This is a genomic window from Psychrobacillus sp. BM2 (genome assembly GCF_048572895.1).
Lineage (GTDB): Bacteria > Bacillota > Bacilli > Bacillales_A > Planococcaceae > Psychrobacillus.
Genome location: NZ_CP183878.1, coordinates 2,662,679 through 2,686,871 on the forward strand (window position 1 = coordinate 2,662,679; position 24,193 = coordinate 2,686,871).

General features: G+C 36.3%; 31 protein-coding genes and 1 riboswitch. Of the genes, 9 read left to right on the forward strand and 22 right to left on the reverse strand.

Annotated elements, in window-relative coordinates:
- Window position 1 precedes the first annotated feature (1 nt).
- Genes ACN6MX_RS13020 through ACN6MX_RS13035 form a run of 4 tightly spaced genes read left to right on the forward strand, consistent with a single transcriptional unit; the run spans window position 2 to window position 3,211 of the window.
- Window positions 2-961 carry a TIGR01212 family radical SAM protein gene (locus ACN6MX_RS13020; protein ID WP_419959324.1) on the forward strand — a complete coding sequence of 320 codons (960 nt, stop codon included), beginning with the start codon at window positions 2-4 and terminating at the stop codon, window positions 959-961.
- The gene (locus ACN6MX_RS13025) at window positions 958-1,530 is read left to right on the forward strand and encodes a class I SAM-dependent methyltransferase (protein ID WP_419959325.1); all 573 of its coding nucleotides are present in this window, start codon (window positions 958-960) and stop codon (window positions 1,528-1,530) included. The genes ACN6MX_RS13020 and ACN6MX_RS13025 overlap by 4 nt, the downstream gene beginning before the upstream one ends.
- 54 nt (window positions 1,531-1,584) lie before the next feature.
- Window positions 1,585-2,667 carry a type III polyketide synthase gene (locus ACN6MX_RS13030; RefSeq protein WP_419959326.1) on the forward strand — a complete coding sequence of 361 codons (1,083 nt, stop codon included), beginning with the start codon at window positions 1,585-1,587 and terminating at the stop codon, window positions 2,665-2,667.
- Between the two features lies 1 nt (window position 2,668).
- Entirely contained in the window at window positions 2,669-3,211 is a 543-nt protein-coding gene (locus ACN6MX_RS13035) for an isoprenylcysteine carboxyl methyltransferase family protein (RefSeq protein ID WP_419959327.1), read from the forward strand.
- Between the two features lie 39 nt (window positions 3,212-3,250).
- Here the strand turns inward: ACN6MX_RS13035 and ACN6MX_RS13040 are convergent, their stop codons facing one another.
- The 9 genes from ACN6MX_RS13040 to ACN6MX_RS13080 all read right to left on the reverse strand — a co-directional run bounded on the left by ACN6MX_RS13040 (window position 3,251) and on the right by ACN6MX_RS13080 (window position 10,372).
- Window positions 3,251-4,573, reverse strand: a complete 1,323-nt coding sequence (locus ACN6MX_RS13040) for an NAD-dependent malic enzyme (protein ID WP_419959328.1) — start codon at window positions 4,571-4,573, stop codon at window positions 3,251-3,253.
- A 60-nt stretch (window positions 4,574-4,633) separates the two neighbouring features.
- Window positions 4,634-5,569 (reverse strand): ABC transporter permease subunit, encoded by a 936-nt coding sequence (locus tag ACN6MX_RS13045; protein WP_419959329.1) that lies wholly within the window; start codon window positions 5,567-5,569, stop codon window positions 4,634-4,636.
- Complete coding sequence (locus ACN6MX_RS13050) at window positions 5,562-6,467, reverse strand: ABC transporter ATP-binding protein (RefSeq protein WP_419959330.1); 906 nt, start codon at window positions 6,465-6,467, stop codon at window positions 5,562-5,564. Before ACN6MX_RS13050 ends, ACN6MX_RS13045 begins: the two co-directional genes overlap by 8 nt.
- Window positions 6,468-7,169, reverse strand: a complete 702-nt coding sequence (locus ACN6MX_RS13055) for an ATP-binding cassette domain-containing protein (RefSeq protein ID WP_419959331.1) — start codon at window positions 7,167-7,169, stop codon at window positions 6,468-6,470.
- Window positions 7,166-7,531, reverse strand: coding sequence for a GntR family transcriptional regulator (locus ACN6MX_RS13060; RefSeq protein ID WP_419962623.1), 366 nt, complete (start codon window positions 7,529-7,531; stop codon window positions 7,166-7,168). Before ACN6MX_RS13060 ends, ACN6MX_RS13055 begins: the two co-directional genes overlap by 4 nt.
- Complete coding sequence (locus tag ACN6MX_RS13065) at window positions 7,528-8,295, reverse strand: hypothetical protein (RefSeq protein WP_419959332.1); 768 nt, start codon at window positions 8,293-8,295, stop codon at window positions 7,528-7,530. The genes ACN6MX_RS13060 and ACN6MX_RS13065 overlap by 4 nt, the downstream gene beginning before the upstream one ends.
- Before the next feature lie 380 nt (window positions 8,296-8,675).
- The gene (locus ACN6MX_RS13070; RefSeq protein WP_419959333.1) at window positions 8,676-9,008 is read right to left on the reverse strand and encodes an ArsR/SmtB family transcription factor; all 333 of its coding nucleotides are present in this window, start codon (window positions 9,006-9,008) and stop codon (window positions 8,676-8,678) included.
- The gene (locus tag ACN6MX_RS13075; protein ID WP_419959334.1) at window positions 9,008-9,433 is read right to left on the reverse strand and encodes an SRPBCC family protein; all 426 of its coding nucleotides are present in this window, start codon (window positions 9,431-9,433) and stop codon (window positions 9,008-9,010) included. The genes ACN6MX_RS13070 and ACN6MX_RS13075 overlap by 1 nt, the downstream gene beginning before the upstream one ends.
- 147 nt (window positions 9,434-9,580) lie before the next feature.
- Window positions 9,581-10,372 carry an alpha/beta hydrolase gene (locus ACN6MX_RS13080; protein WP_419959335.1) on the reverse strand — a complete coding sequence of 264 codons (792 nt, stop codon included), beginning with the start codon at window positions 10,370-10,372 and terminating at the stop codon, window positions 9,581-9,583.
- 109 nt (window positions 10,373-10,481) lie between these two features.
- On the opposite strand from ACN6MX_RS13080, the gene ACN6MX_RS13085 reads away from it, so the two are divergent.
- Window positions 10,482-10,994 carry a gamma carbonic anhydrase family protein gene (locus ACN6MX_RS13085; RefSeq protein ID WP_419959336.1) on the forward strand — a complete coding sequence of 171 codons (513 nt, stop codon included), beginning with the start codon at window positions 10,482-10,484 and terminating at the stop codon, window positions 10,992-10,994.
- A gap of 420 nt (window positions 10,995-11,414) precedes the next feature.
- Here ACN6MX_RS13085 and metK read toward each other — a convergent pair whose 3' ends face one another.
- Window positions 11,415-12,611 carry a methionine adenosyltransferase gene (gene metK / locus ACN6MX_RS13090; protein WP_419959337.1) on the reverse strand — a complete coding sequence of 399 codons (1,197 nt, stop codon included), beginning with the start codon at window positions 12,609-12,611 and terminating at the stop codon, window positions 11,415-11,417.
- Between the two features lie 248 nt (window positions 12,612-12,859).
- Window positions 12,860-12,976, reverse strand: a riboswitch (SAM riboswitch).
- Between the two features lie 192 nt (window positions 12,977-13,168).
- Between metK and pckA the strand changes: the two genes are divergently transcribed.
- Window positions 13,169-14,755, forward strand: a complete 1,587-nt coding sequence (gene pckA / locus ACN6MX_RS13095; RefSeq protein ID WP_419959338.1) for a phosphoenolpyruvate carboxykinase (ATP) — start codon at window positions 13,169-13,171, stop codon at window positions 14,753-14,755.
- Window positions 14,756-14,864: 109 nt separating this feature from the next.
- Here pckA and ACN6MX_RS13100 read toward each other — a convergent pair whose 3' ends face one another.
- The 11 genes from ACN6MX_RS13100 to ACN6MX_RS13150 form a co-directional block, all read right to left on the reverse strand.
- On the reverse strand, window positions 14,865-15,239 hold the full coding sequence (locus ACN6MX_RS13100; RefSeq protein ID WP_419959339.1) for an enoyl-CoA hydratase: 375 nt from the start codon (window positions 15,237-15,239) through the stop codon (window positions 14,865-14,867).
- A gap of 67 nt (window positions 15,240-15,306) precedes the next feature.
- Window positions 15,307-16,089, reverse strand: a complete 783-nt coding sequence (locus ACN6MX_RS13105; protein WP_419962624.1) for a helix-turn-helix domain-containing protein — start codon at window positions 16,087-16,089, stop codon at window positions 15,307-15,309.
- Between the two features lie 30 nt (window positions 16,090-16,119).
- Window positions 16,120-16,695, reverse strand: a complete 576-nt coding sequence (locus ACN6MX_RS13110; protein ID WP_419959340.1) for a LysE family translocator — start codon at window positions 16,693-16,695, stop codon at window positions 16,120-16,122.
- Window positions 16,696-16,802: 107 nt separating this feature from the next.
- The gene (locus tag ACN6MX_RS13115; RefSeq protein ID WP_419959341.1) at window positions 16,803-17,780 is read right to left on the reverse strand and encodes an MBL fold metallo-hydrolase; all 978 of its coding nucleotides are present in this window, start codon (window positions 17,778-17,780) and stop codon (window positions 16,803-16,805) included.
- A gap of 354 nt (window positions 17,781-18,134) precedes the next feature.
- Window positions 18,135-18,614, reverse strand: coding sequence for a hypothetical protein (locus ACN6MX_RS13120; protein WP_419959342.1), 480 nt, complete (start codon window positions 18,612-18,614; stop codon window positions 18,135-18,137).
- A complete protein-coding gene (locus tag ACN6MX_RS13125) occupies window positions 18,587-19,375 on the reverse strand; it encodes an alpha/beta hydrolase family protein (protein WP_419959343.1) in 789 nt (262 codons plus the stop codon). The genes ACN6MX_RS13120 and ACN6MX_RS13125 overlap by 28 nt, the downstream gene beginning before the upstream one ends.
- Complete coding sequence (locus ACN6MX_RS13130; RefSeq protein WP_419959344.1) at window positions 19,353-19,826, reverse strand: NUDIX domain-containing protein; 474 nt, start codon at window positions 19,824-19,826, stop codon at window positions 19,353-19,355. Before ACN6MX_RS13130 ends, ACN6MX_RS13125 begins: the two co-directional genes overlap by 23 nt.
- A gap of 82 nt (window positions 19,827-19,908) precedes the next feature.
- On the reverse strand, window positions 19,909-20,070 hold the full coding sequence (locus ACN6MX_RS13135; protein ID WP_419959345.1) for a hypothetical protein: 162 nt from the start codon (window positions 20,068-20,070) through the stop codon (window positions 19,909-19,911).
- On the reverse strand, window positions 20,067-20,402 hold the full coding sequence (locus ACN6MX_RS13140; protein ID WP_419959346.1) for a transposase: 336 nt from the start codon (window positions 20,400-20,402) through the stop codon (window positions 20,067-20,069). The genes ACN6MX_RS13135 and ACN6MX_RS13140 overlap by 4 nt, the downstream gene beginning before the upstream one ends.
- A gap of 67 nt (window positions 20,403-20,469) precedes the next feature.
- Window positions 20,470-20,649 carry a putative motility protein gene (locus ACN6MX_RS13145; RefSeq protein WP_419959347.1) on the reverse strand — a complete coding sequence of 60 codons (180 nt, stop codon included), beginning with the start codon at window positions 20,647-20,649 and terminating at the stop codon, window positions 20,470-20,472.
- Between the two features lie 61 nt (window positions 20,650-20,710).
- On the reverse strand, window positions 20,711-21,160 hold the full coding sequence (locus tag ACN6MX_RS13150; protein WP_419959348.1) for a Dps family protein: 450 nt from the start codon (window positions 21,158-21,160) through the stop codon (window positions 20,711-20,713).
- Window positions 21,161-21,262: 102 nt separating this feature from the next.
- On the opposite strand from ACN6MX_RS13150, the gene ACN6MX_RS13155 reads away from it, so the two are divergent.
- From ACN6MX_RS13155 to ACN6MX_RS13165, 3 genes are all read left to right on the forward strand, one after another.
- Window positions 21,263-21,385 carry a hypothetical protein gene (locus ACN6MX_RS13155; protein ID WP_419959349.1) on the forward strand — a complete coding sequence of 41 codons (123 nt, stop codon included), beginning with the start codon at window positions 21,263-21,265 and terminating at the stop codon, window positions 21,383-21,385.
- Window positions 21,386-21,388: 3 nt separating this feature from the next.
- Window positions 21,389-21,622: a membrane protein insertion efficiency factor YidD gene (gene yidD / locus ACN6MX_RS13160; protein ID WP_419959350.1), complete on the forward strand. Its 234-nt coding sequence runs from the start codon at window positions 21,389-21,391 to the stop codon at window positions 21,620-21,622.
- 102 nt (window positions 21,623-21,724) lie between these two features.
- Window positions 21,725-22,714: a metal ABC transporter solute-binding protein, Zn/Mn family gene (locus ACN6MX_RS13165; protein WP_419959351.1), complete on the forward strand. Its 990-nt coding sequence runs from the start codon at window positions 21,725-21,727 to the stop codon at window positions 22,712-22,714.
- A gap of 58 nt (window positions 22,715-22,772) precedes the next feature.
- Here ACN6MX_RS13165 and ACN6MX_RS13170 read toward each other — a convergent pair whose 3' ends face one another.
- Window positions 22,773-24,191 carry an o-succinylbenzoate--CoA ligase gene (locus ACN6MX_RS13170; protein ID WP_419959352.1) on the reverse strand — a complete coding sequence of 473 codons (1,419 nt, stop codon included), beginning with the start codon at window positions 24,189-24,191 and terminating at the stop codon, window positions 22,773-22,775.
- Window positions 24,192-24,193: the final 2 nt, after the last annotated feature.

Consider the following 24,193-nt stretch of genomic DNA (forward strand, 5'->3'; position numbering starts at 1 on the left):
TATGAATGAAAATAATTTCCCTTTCCCATCTGATGGGAAACGATATTTTACATGGAATCGTTATTTACGAGATATATTTGGTATGAAAATCTTCAAAGTAGCATTAGATGCTGGGTTTGATTGCCCAAATAGAGATGGTACTGTTGCATTTGGCGGCTGTACTTTTTGTAGCGTAGCTGGAAGTGGAGATTTCGCAGGCGATAAAGTAGATCCCATTCCAGTTCAATTCGTAAAAATCAAGACGAATATGCATGAAAAATGGAAAAACGGAAAATACATAGCCTATTTCCAAGCTTATACGAATACGCACGCTCCCCTCCCTGTTTTGAAGGAGAAATTTGAAGCTGCACTAGCTTTAGATGGAGTAATAGGGCTTTCTATAGCGACAAGACCCGATTGTTTACCAGATGATGTAGTCGAATATTTGGCTGAGCTTAACAAACGTACTTTTTTATGGATCGAGCTTGGGCTTCAAACGGTGCATGAACGTACAGCCAATTTGGTGAATAGAGCCCACGATTTCCCTTCCTATGTAGAAGGAGTGAACAAATTAAGAATGCATGGAATTCCTATCTGTACGCATATTATAAATGGTCTACCTTTAGAAAACCGGGAAATGATGATGGAAACTGCAAGAGAAGTAGCCAAGCTAGATGTTCAAGGTATCAAGATTCATTTACTTCATTTATTAAAAGGAACTCCAATGGTTAAACAATATGAAAAGGGGATGCTCGAGTTTATGGATCGAGATGCATATATCCAGCTCGTAGCAGATCAGCTAGAAGTTTTACCCCCTGAGATGGTCGTTCAACGAATAACGGGAGACGGACCAATTGACTTAATGATTGGACCAATGTGGAGTGTAAACAAATGGGAGGTATTAAATGGAATTGATGCAGAGCTTGCTTCAAGGGAGAGTTACCAAGGAAAATATTACACAAAAAGTGGTGTAAGCAAATGAAATTAAAACGAATTTTACCCTTTGCAAGAGAATTGCTATTGTCTACAGTCGAATCAGGAGATATAGTAGTGGATGCAACAGCAGGAAATGGATATGATACCTTGTTTTTAACTGAACTTGTTGGAAAGCATGGACATGTATATGCTTTCGACATACAAGCAGAAGCTATCCAAGCAACTACCAAAAGATTAGAAGAGGCAAATAAATTAGACATAGCAACATTAATTCAAGATGGGCATGAAAACCTGCACCTTTATATCCAACAAGAAATTTCAGCAGCAATATTCAATCTGGGGTACTTGCCAGGAAGTAATCATGAAATTATTACAACAGGAGATTCTACTCAGCAGGCAATTGAATCATTACTACAATTACTTAAAGTAGGAGGAATAATTGTCTTAGTAGTTTACCATGGTCATCTGGGTGGTAAAGAAGAAAAGGATTCCATTCTGCGTTATGTGCAGAGTTTGTCACAATCCTTTGTCCACGTATTAAGCTATCAATTTCTTAACCAACAAAATGATCCTCCCTTTATCATCGCAATTGAAAAGATGAAAGACCAAAAATAATTGTATATTTATTGTTTAAAAGGGAAGTATAAGGAATAAAAAAGGAGTAATACTATGCCGAAAATCGCTTCGATAAGTACATATAACCCTCCATATACATTAGAGCAATCAAACATTGAGAATCTCACAAAAGAGCTATTTCAAGATAAAATACCTCAATTGAATAGATTATTAAAAGTGTTTGAGAATGGCGATATACGAACTCGCCATTTTTGTGTTCCCCTAGAATGGCATCAAAGTGAACATAGCTTTGAAGAACGGAATAATTTGTATATAGAGTTAGCTACGCAATATAGTATCGAAGTAATCCAGCGTTGTTTAAATAGTCTCGACTTTTTAGAATCTTCTCTGCATCCTAGTGAAATTGATGCAATTGTATTTGTTAGTAGTACTGGTATTTCTACCCCTAGTATTGATGCGCGGGTAATGAATCATCTGCCTTTTTCTGATCGCACGAGACGTATTCCATTATGGGGTTTAGGTTGTGCCGGTGGTGCATCTGGGATTAGTAGGGCTTTCGATTATTGTAAGGCTCATCCGACCTCAAAAGTATTAGTAGTATGTGTAGAACTATGCAGTTTGACCTTCCAACCAAACGACTTTTCGAAAAGTAATTTAATAGGAGCCTCGCTATTTGCAGATGGAGCTGCGTGTGCATTAGTTTGCGGAGATGATGCACAGCTGACTACTACAAAACCGGTTCCTCATATTATCGATACTGCTTCTAAGTGGATGCCAGATTCAGAAGATGTGATGGGTTGGGATATTAAAAATAATGGACTGCATGTTGTATTTTCCAAAAGTATCCCTTCTATTATTGCTACTTGGTTAGGACCATTTGTAGATGATTTTCTAGGAGAACAGCAAGTGACAAAAGCTCAGATAACTAACTTTGTTGCACATCCAGGTGGAAAGAAAGTATTAAAAGCATATGAAGAAACATTGGGACTAACAGAAGAACATACGCACATCTCCAGAGAAGTTTTAAAAAGTCATGGGAATATGTCATCTCCTACAGTTCTCTTTGTATTGGAGCAATTCATGAAGAAACAAAATAACGAAGAGGACTTAGGTTTACTAGTAGCTTTGGGTCCTGGATTTTGCGGAGAAGCTATATTACTAAATTGGAGGGATTAGATTGTTATTCTTCATCCTTATCTCGCTAGTAATTCTCCAACGACTTGCCGAGGTAGTAATAGCAAAGAGAAATGAAAGAAGAATGCTTCAGCAAGGTGCCTATGAAGTTGGAGCCTCCCATTATCCTGTAATGGTTGCCATGCATGTGAGTTTTTTTATAAGTCTCATTTTAGAGGTACTTATATTTGATAGAGCTATTTCACCTTTATTTTCTGGGTTTTTAATCGGTTTTGTATGTGTTCAATTACTTCGAATATGGTGTCTCGCATCTTTAGGTTCTTTTTGGAATACTAAAATCATTATTCTACCAGGCGCTAATGTCGTGAAAAGAGGCCCTTATTCCTTCATGCGCCATCCAAATTATGTGGTAGTTTGCTTGGAAATTATTTTACTACCATTAATGTTCCAAGCATATATTACTGCTATTATCTTTACCCTATTAAATATTGCCATGCTCTCTGTACGTATCCCTACCGAGGAAAAAGCATTGAGAGAAGCCACTAATTATGAAGACAAATTTAAAAAGAAGATTTCGGCATCCTAACCGAAATCTTCTTTTATTATTAACTTAGCTTTTATTCTATTAATTACTCATTTCTTTATTGGCAGCTTCTTCTACTGCTCTTGCAACTAAATGATGTAATGTTGGATCCAACGGGTTTGGAATAAGCTCACCCATTTTAGTGTGATTAACAATTGCTAAAGACGCAGCGATTAACATTGGGTAGGTAATCTCTTTTGCACCAGCATCTAAAGCACCCTTAAAGATACCTGGGAAACCGATAACATTGTTTACAGACCGTCCGTCAGCTGCAAAAGCTGCTCCTGCCGCAATTGCATCAGAAGGTAAAATTTCTGGGTTTGGGTTAGATAACGCTAATATTATTTGTCCTTCACGAACCATTTCTTGTTTTATAAGACCAGAAACCCCGGTTGTAGCAACAATAATATCACATTTTTCCATCACAGCTTCTAATGATTCTAAAGTTTGACCACCGTAATTATTCAATCTCTCTTGAGCAGCCTCTTGACGGTCTAAACCGTAAACTTCCTCCACACCATATGCCATTAACATACGGCAAATGGCTAAACCTGCAGCACCCAATCCAATTTGACCAATTTTTGCTTTTTTAATATCCACATTTGTAGCTTTACAAGCAGATAATATAGCCGCTAGTGCTACTACCGCAGTACCATGTTGGTCATCATGCATAACCGGAATTGGCAATTCTGCTTTCAATCTTTCTTCTATTTCAAAGCAATGTGGAGACCCGATATCTTCTAGTAAGATTGCTCCAAATCCTTTATGAATATGTTTGACTGTCTCAACAATCTCATCCGGATCGCTTGTATTCAATAAAATTGGAATTCCACTTAATCCGACAAACTGGTCCAGCAATACTGCTTTTCCCTCCATAACAGGCATCCCTGCAACAGGTCCAATATTACCAAGTCCTAAAATGGCCGTACCATCAGTCACGATAGCTACAGATGTACCAATAGAAGTAAAATAGTTAGCTTTTTCTGGATTATGTAAAATATCCATACAAACGGATGCAACACCCGGTGTATAAATACGTTGAAGATCGCCCAAAGAACGAACGTCTAGTCTGCTCTTCATAGCAATTTTACCGCCTTCATGCGCTTTTAATACATCATCTGTAACAGCATGAATTTTAACCCCATTATCAATCGCTTCAATATTGGAAATCACTTGTTCCAACTGAGTTTTCGATTTACAAGTAATAGTAATGTCGCGAATAGTTGTTAAAGCTCCACTTTTAAGCGTGGTAATGTCCCCAATGTCTCCCTCTGCCATACCAATTGCAGTTGCAACTTTAGCAAAATTACCAGGCTTTGAAAGTGTTTCCACGATGATGTTACGAATTATATGTTGGTTTTGCATGTTAAATCTCCTAACTCTATTCTCTATTTCAACCAACAAATTATAACATAAAATATTTACTTATGCCTTCACATCTCGTTTAATAAACGTCATAAAGCTTAACACCAAAAATAGTAGTGCATAAACCGCTAGGACAGTTAAAGACATGGAAAGAGTAGTTTCTTCTATAAAAAAATCTTTTCTAAGATGCTGAGTTAAGTCGGAATGCGTTAACCAAATATACTCTACTGGTATATACTTTTGTAGGAGCATTATGATCATTGGTCCCATCATTAAAAACAGCATAGACAAAGCGATAGCAATAGAAGGTGAACTAAATACCGTGCCGATAAAGAAGGCAAACAGGATAGACATGGTGAAATCACCTAAAGAGTACACATATGTTAGGAAAATATCTTTCATCGTGTTTGTTTGCTGTACAACACCATCAACAATAGTCAGGTCGACTCCAGTTGCAGTTCCAAATAAGATAAATCCAATTACTGTAGTGAGGATAATCGTAACTATTATTAATGAAATACCAAACAAGAAAATCGTTATTAGTTTAGACGCTAATATTTTGAAACGGGAAACCGGTCGGGTTAAAAGCATTTTAATAGTACCATCTGTAAATTCCTGCGATACAATGGATGCTCCTGGAATAACAGTTAACAAAGTAATAAGTATCATTAAGGAAGCACCAAATGCCATATTTCCTTCCATACTTTGGTTCACTTGAGGTGCTGCATTATTATCTAAACGATACTGTGCCATCGCTTTTTGCTCTTCAAAAATCTGGATGGACCATTCATCTAGGTCAGGAGTTTGAAGCTGAGCATTGGCATCATCGATCAAAGCTTGTTGTTCCTGTTTCCATTCAGAGGTATCTACTTCATCCATGGTCACTTTATCCAATACACCGACACCAATAATAACTAATATTAAAATACCTAAAATTGCCCATGTACCTTTTTTATGCCATAATTTCATCCATTCATTTTGTATCAAACTAAACAATTTGACCGCCTCCTGTCATTTGAAGGAACTGCTCTTCCAGCGTTTCATGCACTGCTGAAATAGCAAAAATTTGAACCTGTTGAGCAACTAACTCATTGATAAGACCTGGTACCTTCTCTTCTTTCAAGTCAAGTAAAAATACCCCTTCGTGCAATGTAAATACATAGCCATTTGAAGTTAGATAGTTCTCAACTAATTCTGCTGGCTCTGCTTTAAGCTGCATACGCGTCTTTTCATCACTTTGAATCATCCGTTCATCAATCAGCTTACCGTTTTGAATAACAGCCACACGGTCACACATCAACTCTATTTCTGACAACAGATGACTAGAAACAAAAATAGATACGTTATTTTCTAGGGCTATTTTGCGAAGATACGTGCGGAACTCGCGAATTCCCGCGGGATCTAAACCATTCGTTGGTTCATCTAATATTAAGAATTTCGGATCATGTAGTAAGGCTTGTGCTAATCCTAATCGCTGACGCATCCCTAATGAATACGTCGACACCTTTTCATGGATTCGCTTAGTTAGCCCTACCTGGTTAATCACCTCATCTATCCGTGCCTTCGTTACACCATTATGCATTCTGGAAAAGTGAAGTAAGTTTTTATAACCAGACATATACTTATACATCTCCGGGTTTTCTACGATTACTCCTACATTTGCTATCGCCTTTTCATAATCATCTGCAATAGATGCACCTTCAATAGTAATAGTCCCACTAGTTAGATGCATAAGACCAGTCATTAAACGGATAGTGGTTGTTTTACCAGCGCCATTTGGACCTAAAAATCCCGTGATTTGACCGGGAAATAACTCCAGAGACACGTTATCGATAAGTGTTTTTCCTTTAATAACTTTTGTGACATTTTTTAATTGCACGATCGGTGTAGACATTTAATTCACCTTCTCTTTCGTTACATTTTTCATCCAGCTCACTGCATCCTGATTGGTTTCAAAGCGGATTGTTTCTAATTCATCCTGGGCAATAACTTTACCATTTTTTAAAACTATAAGTTGATCTAGTATTGGTTCAACTTCATGTAATTCATGAGTCGATAAAATAATCGATTGTTCCTCAACATTTGTATAACGGATCAGTCCACTTATTAACGATTCGCGAACAATTGGGTCTAACCCAGAAAACGGTTCATCCATCACATAATAGGATGTATTTCTACCAAGTGTCGCTGCCATTTTCGCTCTTCCACGATTCCCTTTAGAAAGCTTTTTCAGCTTCACATCAACATTAACCTCTAAATATTTTGCTACCTCCATTGCCTTTTCTACAGAAAAATCGTTAAATTGAGATGCGTAAAATGCGAAAAGTTCCTTCGCTGTATAAAAGCTATAAAACAAATCCGTATCAGGTAAATATGCAATGTGAGTTGCATGTCTTCTAGATAAGGACTCGTTATGAAGAGAAATGGTTCCCTTTCGAGGTCTCTGTATCCCTGCTATTATTTTCAACAAGGTTGATTTTCCACTCCCGTTTTCTCCTGCAATACCTATTATCTGCCCTATAGGGAATATCAATGAAACATCACGAAGAACCTCTTGTCTTTGATACTTATACGAAACTTTTTGTAGATGAATCATTTAGCACCTTCCTTTCTTTGCAAAATTTGAATTATCTCTTCTTTTGAAAAACCAAATGCTGCAATAGATCGAAGAAACTGATTAACCAATTCTACTTTCATATCCTCACGTAAATGTAAAATACGCTCTTCGTCTGTAGTGATGTATGTGCCTTGCCCACGCTTTGTCTCTGTTAGCTCCATCGATTCAAGCTCCTTATATACACGTTGTACGGTGTTGACATTAACACCAACCTCCAATGAATATTCTCGAACGGATTGCATTTTATCTCCGGGCTGTAGGTTACCTTTTAAAATATCCCCACAGATTAAATCAACTAGCTGGCTATAAATAGGCTTATCACGAGTGAAATCCTGCGTCATCTCGTAATCACCCTCTCCAGCCATTTACAAATTCCCCAAAACAACAAAATAATTATTATCCAGCTAAACAGTTCCTCTACAATATATATAGAACCTAACTCCAAGACAAAATTACTTATTGAAAGGGTTGGTAAATAGCCTTCTATAAATTTTAAAGATATCTCACCATGGTTTAATACCCTATCAAGTGAAAGAAAGTCAAATAGTCTCGGTAAAAAACTAGCCAATAAAAAGAATATAGCTACCGAAGTAATTAGTGAAAATTTACCGATCCAATATTTACCTTCCAAATAAATTGTCCAGAAGAGTAACCATGCAATACTTACAAATATGCCGGCTAATAGCATTACAGCTAATAATAAAAGCTGTAAATTAAGTAATTGCGCAAAGCTACCCAAAAACACATCTGACAAGAAATATATCCCAGCTGTCGTAATGAAAGTAATTCCAACAAAGTAAATAGCTATGCTAAATAAAAATTTCGTACCAATTAATTTGTGCATTGAATGGGGATTATGCAGCCACATATCTTTTTTTCCATTGTCGGTATTTAATGAGTTATTAAACTGAATAAGGAGATTAACAATACTAAAGCCAAGCATTAAAAACATTAAAATTATTCTTATTTCCTGAATGGGTACCTGTGTTATTAAATATCTTTCCAATATTATCGGAAGGATTAAAACAACCCCAATCCCCATTACTGCTGAACCGAAAAGCCATGACTTATAAAGAGCCCATTCCTTTAACAGCAATCCTTTCAATTTTCCATCTCCTTTTTATTATCTTTATCATAGCGTATTCGTGTACTATTTACCTATTACACTAATACTATATATTTCCTCCTATCTATTTGCAAGTGATTTATTTGGAATTGAATTTTTAGATAGACTGGTCAGCAAAGATGGATAGCCTATACTATAAAAAGCTGGATCCAAGATATATAATTGTCCTTGATCCAGCTTTTTTGTTAGTTGTGAGCGATTATGTTAGGGCGGCTGCTCAGTGGCGGCGTTTTTGGGTTTCACTCGAGCGGATAGCCCTGTTGCTGGGGCCCTCGTTATGCATCAGCAACACTGAATTTCAAGTACATATAATTAAAAAACCGTCAGCACTCACGCTCGCTGACGGGGGGTTTTAGCTTTTATTTATCTCTGTCTTCATTTTCGACTAAGAATTTTAATCTAGATAGTTTGTTATTCCAGAACTGTTCATAATAGTCGAGCCACTGTTTTACTTCCGTTAATGGCTCCGGCTGCAAATGATACACTTTTTCTCTACCTAACTTTTGACCATTGACTAAACCTGCTTCAGTTAAAACATTAAGATGCTTAACAATTGCTGTTCTACTCATATCGAAATAAGAAGAAATATCGGCAATGGATCTTTCTTTTTTTGCTAGCAGTCGAAGGACATCTCTCCTTGTTGGGTCAGCAATAGCTTGAAAAACATCCACCTTTTTGATGGCATCAGTCATTATGCTTCGACAACTTGCTTAAATTTGTTTTGTACAATGCCAACCCAGCCTTGGTTCATTTGGCCGCGTACTTCTGCATTTGACTTTTTAGCTTTCGGAACAATGGATTCTTCATCTTTCCAGCCACCATGGATTAATGTGAATTCAGTTTGAGAACCAATTTCTTTCAAAAGAAATGTAACAAACCAACCATCTGTGTCCCATTGAAATGAGAGTTTATGTGGTTCGTCAATTTCAAGTACCTTACAGGGAGACGGTCCGAATGGTGACTGAATAGTAAATTCATATCCTTCCCGAGCTTGAAAATCATTAGGCATAAACCAAGCAGAAATTCCTTCTGCTGTTGAAACATAATTCCAAACCTTTTGGATTGGTGCCTCTACTAAAACAGTCTGTGTTATATCAGGTAAATTTTCTTTCATCATTAATAGCTCCTTTTCAACGTAAAAGTGTAACCTATAGGTGTTATATTATATATAACCTAGAGGTGTTATGTCAACTTATAATAATTATATTTCCTCTGCTTCATCACAAAACTCCCATCTACTGTAAACGTAGATGGGAGTTTTGATTCAAACAATATAGCCGATATCTGTTAGTACATTATTTATAAATGACTGTGAATAGGTAAAGATTTCTTCCCGCTCCGGTTCTTGATAGAGATCATGAAAACAATTTTTCCATTCTTTATAATGATATTCAGAAAGCTCCTGCTTCCTTAACCAGCTAGCTGCAGCATTTGCATCGGTTATCTTATCCCGCTCTCCAGTCATAACAAGTATAGGTTTATTTGGTATTGAGATTGTCGATTGATTCACAGATTTTAAAAGTGCTTGGAGTTCCTTGTACCATTCTGTTGAAATATAGGTTCTATACATAGGATCTGATACAAATTGTTGAAATACTTCATAATTTCTCGTTAAATCGTTTAAGTGAATATCATGGTTGATTTTCTGCGGTATTGATAATTTTGCTAATGTGTTCGTCCATTTCGAAGGAAGCTTTTCAAGATGGAACCATGGTGATGTCAGTATTACTCCCGCATATTCAATTTCAAGTTTACGTAAAACTTTTATAAGAAGGGTGGCTCCAAGACCATGTCCCATTAAAAATATTGGCAGGTCATACGTAACCGCAACTTGCATCGCTTGTTTAATGTAGTTCTTATACTGTTCGAAGGATTCGTCGTGAATAGTTTTTGTTTTTTTTAGTTCTCCATGACCTGGTAAGTCTCCCATAACGATATGATAGTTAGAGCTTCTCAATTTTTCAATTAACCAAGCATATCTTCTGTGATGTTCATAGGCACTGTGAACAATAACTATTACTGCTTTAGGCTTTCCTTCTGTTTCCCATTTCCACATATAAACAAACCTCTTTTCTTTCCTTGCAATTTCATGATATTAAGTTTCTTTCAATCTGTATGTCTGATACGATTAATTATATTCTATTTTCAAAAGGAGTGTATGCAAAATGATTTATCCATATAAAGGTAAAACACCTACTATTGATGACTCTGCTTTTATAGCTGATTATGTCACAATAACAGGGGATGTGACAATCGGTCCAGAGACTACAATTTGGTTTAATACGGTAATTAGAGGGGATGTTGCACCTACTATTATTGGAAGTAAAGTAAGTATACAAGATTTAAGTTGTCTACATCAAAGTCCTAACAAACCATTAGTAATAGAAGATGAAGTAACAATTGGACATCAAGTGACTTTACATAGCTGTATCGTACGAAAAGGTGCCTTAATAGGAATGGGATCGATTATTTTAGATGGTGCTGAAATTGGTGAAGGTGCATTTATCGGAGCAGGAAGTCTCGTACCACCAGGCAAAAAAATACCTCCAAATTCATTAGCACTAGGTAGTCCAGCAAAAGTTGTACGCGAGTTAAATGATGAAGATAAAGCTGACGTACAAAGAATTATCCGAGAATATGTAGAAAAAGGACAATATTATAAATCCCTTCAAAAGTAAATTAGGGTAACGAATATATAAGTAATTGCTCAATTATTTGCAATGTTTGATAGTTCCACGTTTTCTTTAACTTCCAACGATAAGAAAATCGAAAAAAAAAAAACGCTAGGTCCTTTAAGGTCAAAAATGTTTCTAACGTTTTCGAAGGACTTTGGACAAACATTTTGCTATATGATTACCGAGTGAGTTTTTAGGGATATGCTTGTTTGTGACTGACGTCACAAACAAGCATATCCCTTTTTCCGGTAATCTTATGGCGATAGCTGTCCGTCGCTCTTTTTCAACTCTAGAAACAGTTTTAGTGCCTTTTTTGATAACTAGAGAAAAGATACTCTCCTATATATTACTAAATTTTATACTCCCTTTTTTACAAATGAAAAGAGGCTTTCCTATAGTGGAAAGCCTCTTTTGGTTCATACCTTATAATCCAGCTTTTTCTTTTAATGCTGCAGCTTTATCTGTTTTTTCCCATGGTACATCAATGTCTGTTCGACCAAAGTGACCATAAGCAGCTGTTTGCTTGTAAATTGGACGGCGAAGATCTAGCATTTTAATAATTCCTGCTGGACGAAGGTCGAATAGTTCGCGAATATATGAAACTAATTCAACTTCTTCTACCTTTCCAGTACCAAAAGTTTCTACAGCAATTGAAACAGGTTTAGCTACACCAATCGCATAAGCAAGTTGTACTTCACAACGATCTGCAAGGCCAGCAGCAACAATGTTTTTAGCAACATAACGTGCAGCGTATGCAGCGGAACGGTCAACTTTTGTAGGATCTTTACCAGAGAATGCTCCTCCACCATGACGAGCATAACCTCCGTAAGTGTCTACGATAATTTTACGTCCTGTTAGACCAGCATCTCCTTGTGGTCCACCAATTACGAAGCGTCCTGTCGGATTGATAAAGTATTTTGTATTATCATCTATTAAATTTGTAGGAACAATCGGATTGATCACTACTTCTTTAATATCATTTTGAATTTGTTCTAACGTAATTTCCGGATGGTGCTGAGTAGATATAACAATTGTATCAATATGAACCGGATTATTGTTCTCATCATACTCTACAGTTACTTGTGTTTTTCCATCTGGACGGAGATAATCTAAAGTTTCATCTTTACGAACTTGTGCCAATCGATGAGCTAGTTTATGCGCTAAACTAATTGGTAAAGGCATTAGCTCTGGCGTTTCATTACAAGCATAACCAAACATTAAGCCTTGATCTCCAGCTCCAATTGCATCTATATCAGAGTCGCTCATAGAACCTTCTCTTGCTTCTAACGCTTGATCTACACCCTGCGCAATGTCAGGTGATTGTTCATCAATAGAAGTTAGCACAGCAGAAGTTTCTGAGTCAAAACCATACTTCGCACGTGTATAACCAATATCTTTAATAGTAGCACGAACTACTTTAGGAATATCTACATAAGTAGATGTAGTAATTTCTCCAGCAACTAATACTAGCCCAGTTGTTACACTCGTTTCACAAGCTACACGAGCGTTTGGGTCTTCTGCTAGAATTGCATCAAGAATTGCATCAGAGATTTGGTCACAAATTTTATCTGGATGTCCCTCTGTCACTGATTCTGACGTAAATAATCGACGTTGTGTCATAGATTGTTCCTCCTATATCCCGCGAGATTTCTCTCAAGAATTGATACGGTACTCATTCCCATGTCAAGCCATTCAATATGTTTCATGCATTTTCTTCACATAATAGTACTGTAAGTTAAATGCATTGAAGTTAACTTGAAGCCGTTTCGGACTTGGCACACAAGGATAAAGGGCGATGTTCAATAAAAAAACCTCTCACTCACGTAAATATACATGAGGAAAGGTATTAGTATCATAAGCACCTTTCACTCTTATCAATCAAGGAATTTCACCTTGTCTCAGGTTTGGCACCTTTGTAATAATGAAAATACTACAGGTTGCCGGGTTTCATAGGGCCTGACCCCTCCACCAGCTCGGGATAAGAGTATCCGTTCAATTTATCATCATACGTAAGTATGTATAAGATGTCAACTATTTTTGTTTGTATTTTATACACAAAAGAAAAAATTAAAAGTGAATAGTATAGACTAATGAACCTAATGTGTTATACTAATTCACATATCTAGAAAACTTCCTCTTTTGAAGAGGAAATATAAAAAAAGGATGGTATATTTAAAATGAATTCAATCGAAACGGTGAGTGAACTGAAAGCATTGTTAGCAGGAAATAACGTTAGCAGCCAATTGTCAGTGCCACAACTTGTGGAAAAAGCTACAACAAGAGGAGAAGCTGTTCTAACTTCTACTGGTGCAGTAAGAGCCGAAACAGGTAAATATACCGGCCGCTCTCCACAAGATAAGTATATAGTAGATGAAGCTATTTCAAAAGACAAAATCGATTGGGGCACAGTAAACCAACCAATTTCTTCTGACATTTTTGATGCACTATATAAAAAAATGATTAACTTTTTAAACAAGCAAGACGAAATCTTTGAATTTAAAGGATATGCAGGAGCAGATAAAGAATCCCGTCTAGGTATTCAAGTAATTAACGAATACGCTTGGCATAACCTTTTCGCTCATCAGTTATTTATCCGTCCAACACAAGAAGAACTTGCAACACATACAACAGACTTTACTATTCTTTCTGCTCCTAATTTCAAAGCGGATCCAGTAGTAGATGGTACACTTTCAGAAACGTTTATCATTGTATCCATGGAAAAACGCACTGTGTTAATCGGTGGTACTGAATATGCTGGCGAGATGAAAAAATCGATTTTCTCTATTATGAACTACTTACTACCAGAGCAAGACATTTTACCAATGCACTGCTCAGCAAACGTAGGGGATGATGGCGACGTTGCATTATTCTTCGGTTTATCCGGAACAGGGAAAACTACACTTTCTGCCGATGCTGGTCGTAAATTAATCGGTGATGACGAGCATGGCTGGTCAGATAACGGTGTGTTCAATATCGAAGGTGGCTGTTATGCAAAATGTATCGACCTAACTCGAGAAAATGAACCTCAAATCTGGGATGCGATATCATTTGGTACGGTATTAGAAAACGTAGTGGTAGATGCGGAAACACGCGTAGCTAACTATGCTGACAACTCACTAACAGAAAATACTCGTGCTGCTTACCCAATTCAATATATCGATAATATTGTAGACCCTTCTGTTGCCGGTCACCCAAATACAATCATTTTCTTAACTGCTGATGCTTTTGGCGTATTGCCTCCAATCAGTAAACTGACAAAAGAACAAGCAATGTATCATTTCTTAAGTGGATTTACTTCTAAACTTGCTGGAACTGAACGTGGAGTTACATCCCCACAACCAGTATTTTCTACTTGCTTCGGTTCACCATTCTTACCATTACATGCAACGGTATACGCAGAAATGCTTGGGAAGAAAATTGATGAGCACGGCGCACAAGTATTCTTAGTAAACACTGGCTGGACTGGCGGAGAATACGGCGTAGGTAACCGCATGAAGCTTTCATACACGCGTACAATGGTTCGTGCTGCAATTGATGGCAAACTAAACAATGCTGATACTGAAACAGATACTGTATTCGGATTAGCTATTCCAAAAGAAGTGGAAGGCGTTCCTTCAGAGGTACTTATCCCCCGCAATGCTTGGGCGGATAAAGCTGCATATGACCAAAAAGCTGCTGAGCTAGCTCAGTCCTTCCGTGAGAACTTTAAAAAGTTTGGTACTGTTTCCGAAGACATTTCCTTTAAAGGCGGACCTTTATCTTAATAAAGTAAAACATCAAAAGAGCCCAAATTCGGATGAATTGGGCTCTTTTAAATTTACGTATAAAGAAAAAAATTTATCTTCCGCACTTTCCGTCCTTGAATAAAACATCTTATAATATTACTCCTGCAAAGCTTCCTTTCAGTACTTCCTTCTCAATTTGATTTGTACATAAAAAAGATGCACTAATACGTGTTCTATTATCCTGCTTTTCAAATTGCTCAATTGTTACCTCACAAATTATTGTATCACCAGTATATACTGGTCTCATAAACTCAAAATTCATCGTACGTGCAAGTACGTTATTATCTCCACCAACTTTTTTTGGCAGAGTTGACGTAAGCAACCCTTGAACTACAAGTCTCTCCTGCTCATCTGGGGTTAGATGATGAATCCCTTCATCGCCAGAAATCTTCGTAAATAATTCAACTTCTTTTGTTGTGAAAGTCCGCTCGAAAGTAATAACTTCTCCTACTTTTAATGACATATCAATTCCTCCCTTTATTTTGATTCTATTTTTCATTATTTAATCTTGTAGAATCAAGTGATCCATTTTATGAGCCGTTAATATGTGAACTATATTCCAATGCAGTTATTCCATATACTCTTTTAAAGTGTTTATTTAAATGGGTTAAATCTACGAACCCGCACTCTGCTACAGCTGAATATATATCTTTTTTAGTTTCTATTAAATGCTTTGCATATTCTATTTTGCAGTTAAGATAATATTGATATGGTGATATTCCTGTATGTGCCTTGAAGAATCTGATAAACTGAAATTTCGATAAACCAAGTTCTTTACATACCTCATCAAGTTTCAGTATATTTTCTAGATTGGCATGCAACAGATTCTTAGCTTTTCCAATTACCGCGTTATCTTTTTTGTAGTTTGTATTGAGATCAGTTTGAATAAGGCTTTCTGAAAAGGATAATAGTAATTCACTGCACAGAGCCTCATCTTTATCGTTTAATATTGCATTAGAAAGACTTAATATTCTTTGTTTAAGTTTATAATCATACACAATTGGGGTTGAAAAATGTATTAAATCCTTTTTCCCAATAACTTCTAAAAGCAGCTGAGGCTCAATATATAACATCACATAATCTAGGCCAGTCATATCATGAGCCATCCCATCATGAGCCTGTTCTGGATTAAAGAGCATCACACCGTTTGGATAGGATAATTGTAAGCTTCCATCTAAATGATAATGTTGAATACCACGCAAAGTCACACCCATTGCATACTCACTATGAGCATGCTTTTTATATGTAAAATCATTAATACTAGCTGCTAATGCCGTAACCCCTGCTGACTTTTTATAGTTAAATTTCTCCATCATATTCAACTCCTAAATTGCTTCCTATATCTATATCCATATCATTATGGCAGCATAAACTAGAAATAGTGCCATTATCACATTAACAGTTTTTTTATGTTTCTGTAAAAACTTCTTGAAGATTGTACCGAAAAGAACCCATGTAATAAATGCTAAAAATCCAATGATGGTAATAACTATAACACTTATTGATAACATCGAAATTGTTGTATAGTAGGGAATAATAAAGCTCGGAATTACAGTCATTGTAAATAGTACCACTTTTGGATTTAAAAACTGCATAAGAAATCCAGACATAAAGGTACCAGCTTGGTTTGCAGGCGATTCATTTGTATTCATTTTATAAATTTGGTAAGCGAGATAGAGCATATAAACGCTTCCAATGATTTGCATAATAAATAAAACTTTTGGTATTAAGTTTATAAGCATTGTATTCAACATAGCAGAAATAACAAGCAATAAGCCAAAAGCTACAGTTGCCCCGTATGTATACTCCATCGCCTTTTTAGTCCCGCTATTATGTACAGTAGATAGTATGACGATATTAGTGGGACCAGGAGTAAAAGTAACAATAAAACAGTATAGTAAAAAAGATGTAATATTCATAAGACAAGCTTCCTTTCAAGGTATTCTCTCATAAATATACATCTCAAAATTTAATAACGTATAGTACATTATTGCAGGATTCCTACAGTTACCTTCTTTTAGTAATGTCACAAGATCTTGAAGTTCCAATCTTTCGGCTTTATGTTCTTGTTCATCCATTCCTTATCTGGTGCCTGGTATGACGCCCTAGCGACTAAATAGTTATCATGCCACTTTGCTGCATCAGAACGAATCATTTCATCAATCAGGACTTGAATAAATTCTTTTGGTTGAATCTGAAATGAGTAGCGTGCAAAATCTTGAAACCACCCACAATTTAGTAGATAATTATTAATTTCTTCTTTTGCCAGTCCGTCTTTCAAGATTAAGGTGAATGAAAAAATTCTCTTGCAGGCATGCCATGAAACTTTTTCTGGATTTCCAAGCCATTTTTCAAAACGTTTCCTTGCTGCTTCAATGGCAGCTTGAGGATTTTCTATTTGAGGTCCATGTCCCGAATAAGCTTGACTGATCCTAAGCTTAGACAGCTGCTCCAAACTTTCCATCGATCGTTGGATGGACGCGACACCTTCCCGAAAGATATTCAACCATCCGATATCATCTCGGTGAAAGAGATCCCCGCAGATCAGGATTTTTTCTTCCGGTTCATATAAAGAAATATGGCCTAAGGTATGGCCCGGTGTCCGCAAGACTTGCAAAGTTCTATTTCCTGTCTCGATTTGGTCATTATCCGAGAGTTTTCTATCCACCCTATAAGGTTCCACTGGTTGATCTAGCCATTCCGCACTGCAGGCTTCCGGATCTCCATTATTGATCAATTCAGCTTCCCATTTATGTGCAGCAATATTAACTCCATAGTTATTTTGAAAATGAAAATTACCTCCTACATGATCACTATGATAGTGTGTGTTCACGATAAGGTGTAATTCTTCTGGAGAAACGCCTGCCTCTCTTATTATTTGCACTGTCTCTTTCGCTTCACTTCCAAAGCCGGTATCAATTAGGATCGGAAGCTGATCCTTAATAAGAATCATGTTAGCACTAGGAAATTTTCTTTCAAAGAAAATAATACTGGATTGTTTCATAATTTAACCTCCCCGTATATTCAGTTACCCATAAATTCTGAGCGATCGTTCAATCAATTCTATTATATAATTTTCTAAATAATAGAAATAAAGTGTTGTATAATCATTTTAGCAACTTTAAGTGTATATATTTCAGCCAATTTATTTTATTAATCTTTTACATGAAGAAAATGCTTATTATCCTGCTTATGAAAAGCGTCTCTACTTTAGCCAACTTCAACCTTATAAAATTTGTTTTTGTTTATAACAAAAAAATCAGAAACCATAGAGTTTCTGATTTTTCTTTACATATCAAATTTTATTGACTACTGAAAAAGTCGAGTCTTCATCCTATATTTAGATTAACAATTAGCATTAATCCCCATTTGTCGCATGATATACACTATCAGCTGTTTTCGGAAATATCTCTATGAACTTTTCCGCTTCTTCTTCATTAACCTTATATAAAATAATTTCTGAACCATAGTGACCTATTTCCAACTGTTCAACTCCGTCCACATGGAAGAACATCGTAAACCACTTTAGCCCTCCCTTTGGATCAACCGAATAGTTTCTAAAATAGAGCCTATTTTCATCCGTTAGATTTATAGTAACCACTTTCATTAACCCCTCGGTTTGCACTGAAACTGCTCGGGAATTTAACTCTTCAAATACGTCTATTTCTTCCATCCAACAATGGACCACCACTTCCTGGAATTCAGTTGTATATTGATCCCACAAATCCTCCCAAAAACTAGTTTCTATAGGAAATGAAGATTTCCCTTCTACACTCATTGCCTCAGTTGTGACTACAACATTGCCCATCATTAAACCCCTCTCTGATTTTTCATCCATTGACATGCATCCTTAACTACACGTCTATTAACTTTGCTTGGGAAAAAATGTGTGAATTCTGGATAGTACCAGGTTTTAACTGGTATACTATTCCCTATTAATGCATGCTCTAAAACCTTTGCATGCTCAAAAGAAACATTTGTATCTTGTTCCCCATGAATTATAAGCGTTGATGCCTTCATTTCCTCTATAAGAGTTAATACATTTCGCTGTTCATATCCCAATGGGTACCTAGTTGGGGTTCCGCCGATAACACGTTTCATCATCCTTCTCATATCTAATCTTTCCTCATAAGTTAAATAAATATCGGAGACACCTGCCCACGTAACTAGAGAGGTAATATCATTGCGCAAAATAGCTATCCATAATCCCATGATCCCACCACGTGAAAATGCAAAGAGGTGAACCCGTTCTGGTATGCAAAATTGCTTTAGTACATCTACTCCGTAAATAGCATCCCAGCGATCCTCTCCAGCAAACTCATCTTTTCCTTCACCGCCACGGTTGCCACGATAATAGGGTGCAAATACGATAAAACCCTCAGAGGCAATTTGCGCAATTCGTGCCGGCCGAACCATACCAATACTTTGCATGCCACCTCGACAATATAAAATCCCTTCATAGCTTCCAATCTTTTTCGGTGAAGCTAACATTCCTTTAACTCGCAGGCCACAAGACCAATATGTAATTTCTTTCAATACAATATGAGGGTTCGGTGATGGATAAATTCGAACCTTTTCAATTGTTCCATTTATTTCCAACTTCAATCACCTTCTTTAAAATAGCTTTCATTCCATCATCTTTCATATGGAAACTTAAATAATCACTATGTGTAAGTTCTTCTGAGGATAACCAAAAGGCTCCATCTGTCTCAAAACTTGTCCGCTCCTTATTAATATACCCAACTTTTGCTATATAAACAGTTTTACAAAAAGGGATATTATCCAATACCATATACTCTGCAAGCCATTCTAACTCTACTATATCAACATTTGTTTCTTCTTTTGTTTCCCTAATTACTGCTTCTACTAAGGTTTCCCCATTCTCTAACTTACCACCTGGAAACTCCAATCCTCTTTGTGGATGTTTCGTTAACAACCATTTTCCATTATGTTTTGCTAAAACAAGTACATGTTTAGATGCAATTGAAAAGCTTCCTTGTTGAAAGGATAGCTGTACTTGATAGCCATTTAAATCTTCGAAAGAAATCATTTTCTGATTCACCTTTGTTTTTCTTTCCATTTTACCATACGATATAAAAAGACTTAGCCAGATGAGCTAAGTCTTAAAATTTCTATTCTTTAGTTGAATCCATTTTGTAGTGCTCATTGCCCTCTTCTCTGTTCTGGGCAATATTTTGTTTGGATTTATTCTGTGGTGACAGATTAAGAAGGGAACTAACATTACGATATGTTACCGGGTTTTCATTGCCTTTTCTGTTTAAATTCTTACTCATATTTGAACCTCCATTCTTCTTTGAAAATAAGGTAGTTGTTCTATAAATCGCTTAGAGTCTTCTGAAGTGAATTCATGAATCCATGCATACACTTTCTTTAGTCTTCTATCATATTGATCATTTTCTCCATCCACATGATAGGGCTTTACAGACATTGGTTCATGTGCCCGTAAAAAGTTTCTGCTTTGCACATTTTTCAATTGATAAAAAAGTCTTTCAAATACTTTTATTTCATTTCTAGTTGCAGTTACTTCAAACTCCCACTGAGATTCATCGGGGTAAGCATATACTTGCTGACTCTTTACTGAGATATACGCTTTGTACAATGTCATTTTCACACATCCTTTTATAAAAGCTTGTGCAAAAACTAAAAAAACATGCGCCTAAGACACATGTTTTTTAAGCTTGAATATCTACAACTGATCCCTTATAAGGATGTGAAGCAGATACTTGAGGCATAGCTTCTAACATTTCTACCGCTGCAACGGTCTCCATATTCATTGCATTTTGTAAAACGCTCATTTGCACGGTTTGTTGCAGCTGAAGTAAGTTAGATGACATAATGGAGTTTATATCCATAGAAATCCCTCCTTCATAACAAGCTTTATATCGGTAAATTTAATTTATAATGAAGTAGATATTATTTATTAGTGTCTCCCAAAAATGCATTTAACATCCATTGATGTTTTTCTGTCTTTTGGTAAATTGCGTTTAATATATCTTCTGTCATATCATCCTCATCTTTAGCTGCTGCTTCCATCCCTTTTTTTAGAGATTTCATGATTTTATCAAAATCGTTCACAACAGTTTCTACCATCTGGTCAGCAGACTCTTTACTCGAAGCTTCTTTTACCTCTGAAAGCTCCAAATGTTCAGTTAATGTTGCAACTGGCTGGCCACCTAGAGTTAATAGACGCTCTGCAATTTCATCCATATTAAGTGTTGCTTCATTATATAACTCTTCGAATTTGGCGTGTAGAGTAAAAAATGACGGTCCCTTTACATACCAATGAAAATTATGTAATTTAGTATACATAACCGACCATGTTGCTACTTGTTTATTTAGTTCTTTATTTAATGCTGCTGACATAATATTGTCACTCTCCCTTTAAATATAATTGCTTTCTCTTTTAATATACCTCTATTTTTCATACAATAAACATAACGATAAGTTTAATTGGAGTGAGCAATAATGGTATTTTGGATATTAGGTGCAGCTATAATACTAAGTATTTTTGGATTTACCTTTTTGTATAAGCTAGCTATGAATGATAATCCTTCAAGAATCGATCCTAAACCAAAGGATGCTGAATAAGTCATGAAACATATTATTATATCTATTTTTCGTTTTTATCAAAAATTCATCTCTCCACTTTCCCCGCCAAGTTGCCGCTTTTATCCAACCTGCTCCCATTACGGTGTAGAAGCAGTTCAAAAACACGGAGCAATAAAAGGAAGTTTTTTAACGATTAAAAGAATATCCAAATGTCATCCTTTTCATGAAGGTGGCATTGATCCCGTTCCCGATGAATGGCCTTTGAAAAAAAAATAATTCAAAGGCTATTTTTTCTTGCTTTTTTTTCAAAAGTCCTGTAATCTAATGAAGTTATCATTTTTCAAAACGTAATCATTACTATTTAGGAGAGTGGTTTTATTGAAACGAATTCTTAAAGGAAGTGTTCTTTTTCTATTATTATTCCTCGCTGCTTGCGGAAACAGTGAAGAAAAGGTAGAAAGTGACAATCAACCAGTACAAGTTTATACAACTGTTTATCCATTACAATATTTTGCTGAACGTATTGGAGGAGAATCTGTAAACGTCTCTTCTATCTATCCTGCAGGAGCAAATGAACATACTTTTGAGCCAACGCAAAAAGATATGATGGCACTTGCTGATGCTGATTTGTTTTTTTACATAGGACTTGGCTTAGAGGGTTTTGTCGAGAATGCTAAAAAGACATTAGCAGAAGAACATGTGAAGATGGTAGCTACGGTAGATGCTGTCTCAGACGAACAATTGGAAGAATCTGATCACGTGCATGAAGAAGCTACTACTGAGGAATCCCACGATCACGAACATGAGGATGAATCGGCTGAAGAGCATGAAGGTCATGATCACGGAGATATAGATCCACATGTTTGGATGTCACCTAAAATTAGTCAAAGTCTTGCCCTTTCTATTAAAGACTCTTTAGTGGAGATTTCACCTGAGCAAAAAGAGACTTTTGAAAAAAACTATGAGGAACTTATTAACGAACTTCAGCAACTAGATGCAGATTTTGAAGAAATGGCACAAGCTGCAAAGAACAAAACATTTTTTGTCTCACATGCTGCATTTGGCTATATAGCAAACACATATGGCTTGGAACAATTGGCAGTAGCAGGATTGAATTCACAGGATGAACCATCTCAAAAAGAACTAACTAAACTTATTGATTTGGCAGAAGAAAAAAATATAAGCTATATTTTATTTGAACAAAATGTTTCATCAAAACTAACCGAGGTAATTCAACGAGAAATTGGTGCAGAGAGCCTGGTATTGCATAACTTAGGGGTATTATCTAAGGAAGATATCGAAAACAAAGAAACTTATTTTACATTGATGCACAAAAACCTAGAGACATTAAGCACAGTATTGAATTAAGTAATATTGTTACTGATATAAAAAGCAACTTCTAAAATGAAGTTGCTTTTTTAGCTATTCATATGAACTTTAATAATTCTCTTCTTACTAATTTATTGGCTCCATTGCGAGGGAGCGCATCTATAAAGTAATATTCCTTTGGTAGCTTGTATGATGCAATTTGAGTCTTCATAAAGGCCTTTAACTCATCTATAGTAATTTGCTCTTTCACTACAATAAATGCTATTGGAACTTGCCCCCATTTATCATCCTGACGACCTGTAACCCCTGCTTCAATAACTGCTGGATGTTTTACTATAGCTTGCTCCACTTCTGCTGGATATATATTTTCCCCACCAGATATGATTAAATCTGAGCGGCGATCGACAACGAACAAATATCCTTCCTCATCCAAATAACCAATATCTCCAGTATGCAACCAACCATCTATTAGTGGTTTTTTAGACTCAGCTGCTCCAATATATCCTTTTGTCACATGTGGTCCTTTAATACAAATTTCTCCCATTTTCTCTTCTCCATCAATACGAACATCTGCAAAGAAAAGTGGCTTTCCGGCTGAACCAAGTTTGCGAATGGCATCTTCACTCGATAATGTAGTTGTTTGGGAGGCAGTTTCTGTCATTCCATAAGTTTGTAATACTGGTATATTTCGCTCAATCGCTCGTTCTAAATAAGATAAAGGAACGGGACCCCCACCAACTAAAATCGATTGAAATGAATCAGGAAAATACTGATTTCTACTTTCTAGCACGGATACGAGGCGTTGAAGCATAACAGCTACTAAAGACATTCTAGTAGCTGCTCCATCTAATATTTCATCTACTACTTTTTCTGGATCAAATTTAGTATGGAGACTTACCGTCATTCCATATAACACTGATCGCATAAGAATAGAAAATCCACTTATATGAAACAAGGGTACTATACATAACCAACAATCGTCTGGATGAACTCCTAAATGGAGTGCTGAACCAGTTGCATTCATCACATGATTTTCTAGCGATTGGCGAACTCCTTTTGGTTTTCCTGTAGTACCTGAAGTGTACATTATGGAGATAGTACGTTCTTTGTGCCAATCCCTTTCTACAGAATAATCTTTTCTTTCGCTATTATGAATATCATTAAAGGTATATCTTTGTCTATAGCTAATTGTTCTTTCATGATTATCTACAAGTAAGAAATCAGGTTTACTATCATGGAGCTGATAACTTAACTCTACTTCACTTAAGCGTTCATTTAACATGACTAACTCACAGCCGAGTTGAAGGCAACCATGTATTGCAATTACTAATTCTGCGTTAGAGCTTGATAAAATTGCTATTCTCGAGCCATGTTGAATCCCTTTAGAATGTAGTCTTTCTGCAAATTCATTGGCTTTGTCATAAAGTTCTTGAAATGTCCACACTTCTCCCCTAAAGCGCAAAGAGATGCGCTCAGGTGTTAACTGGGCACGTTTTAATAGTAAATTAGGAAACATTT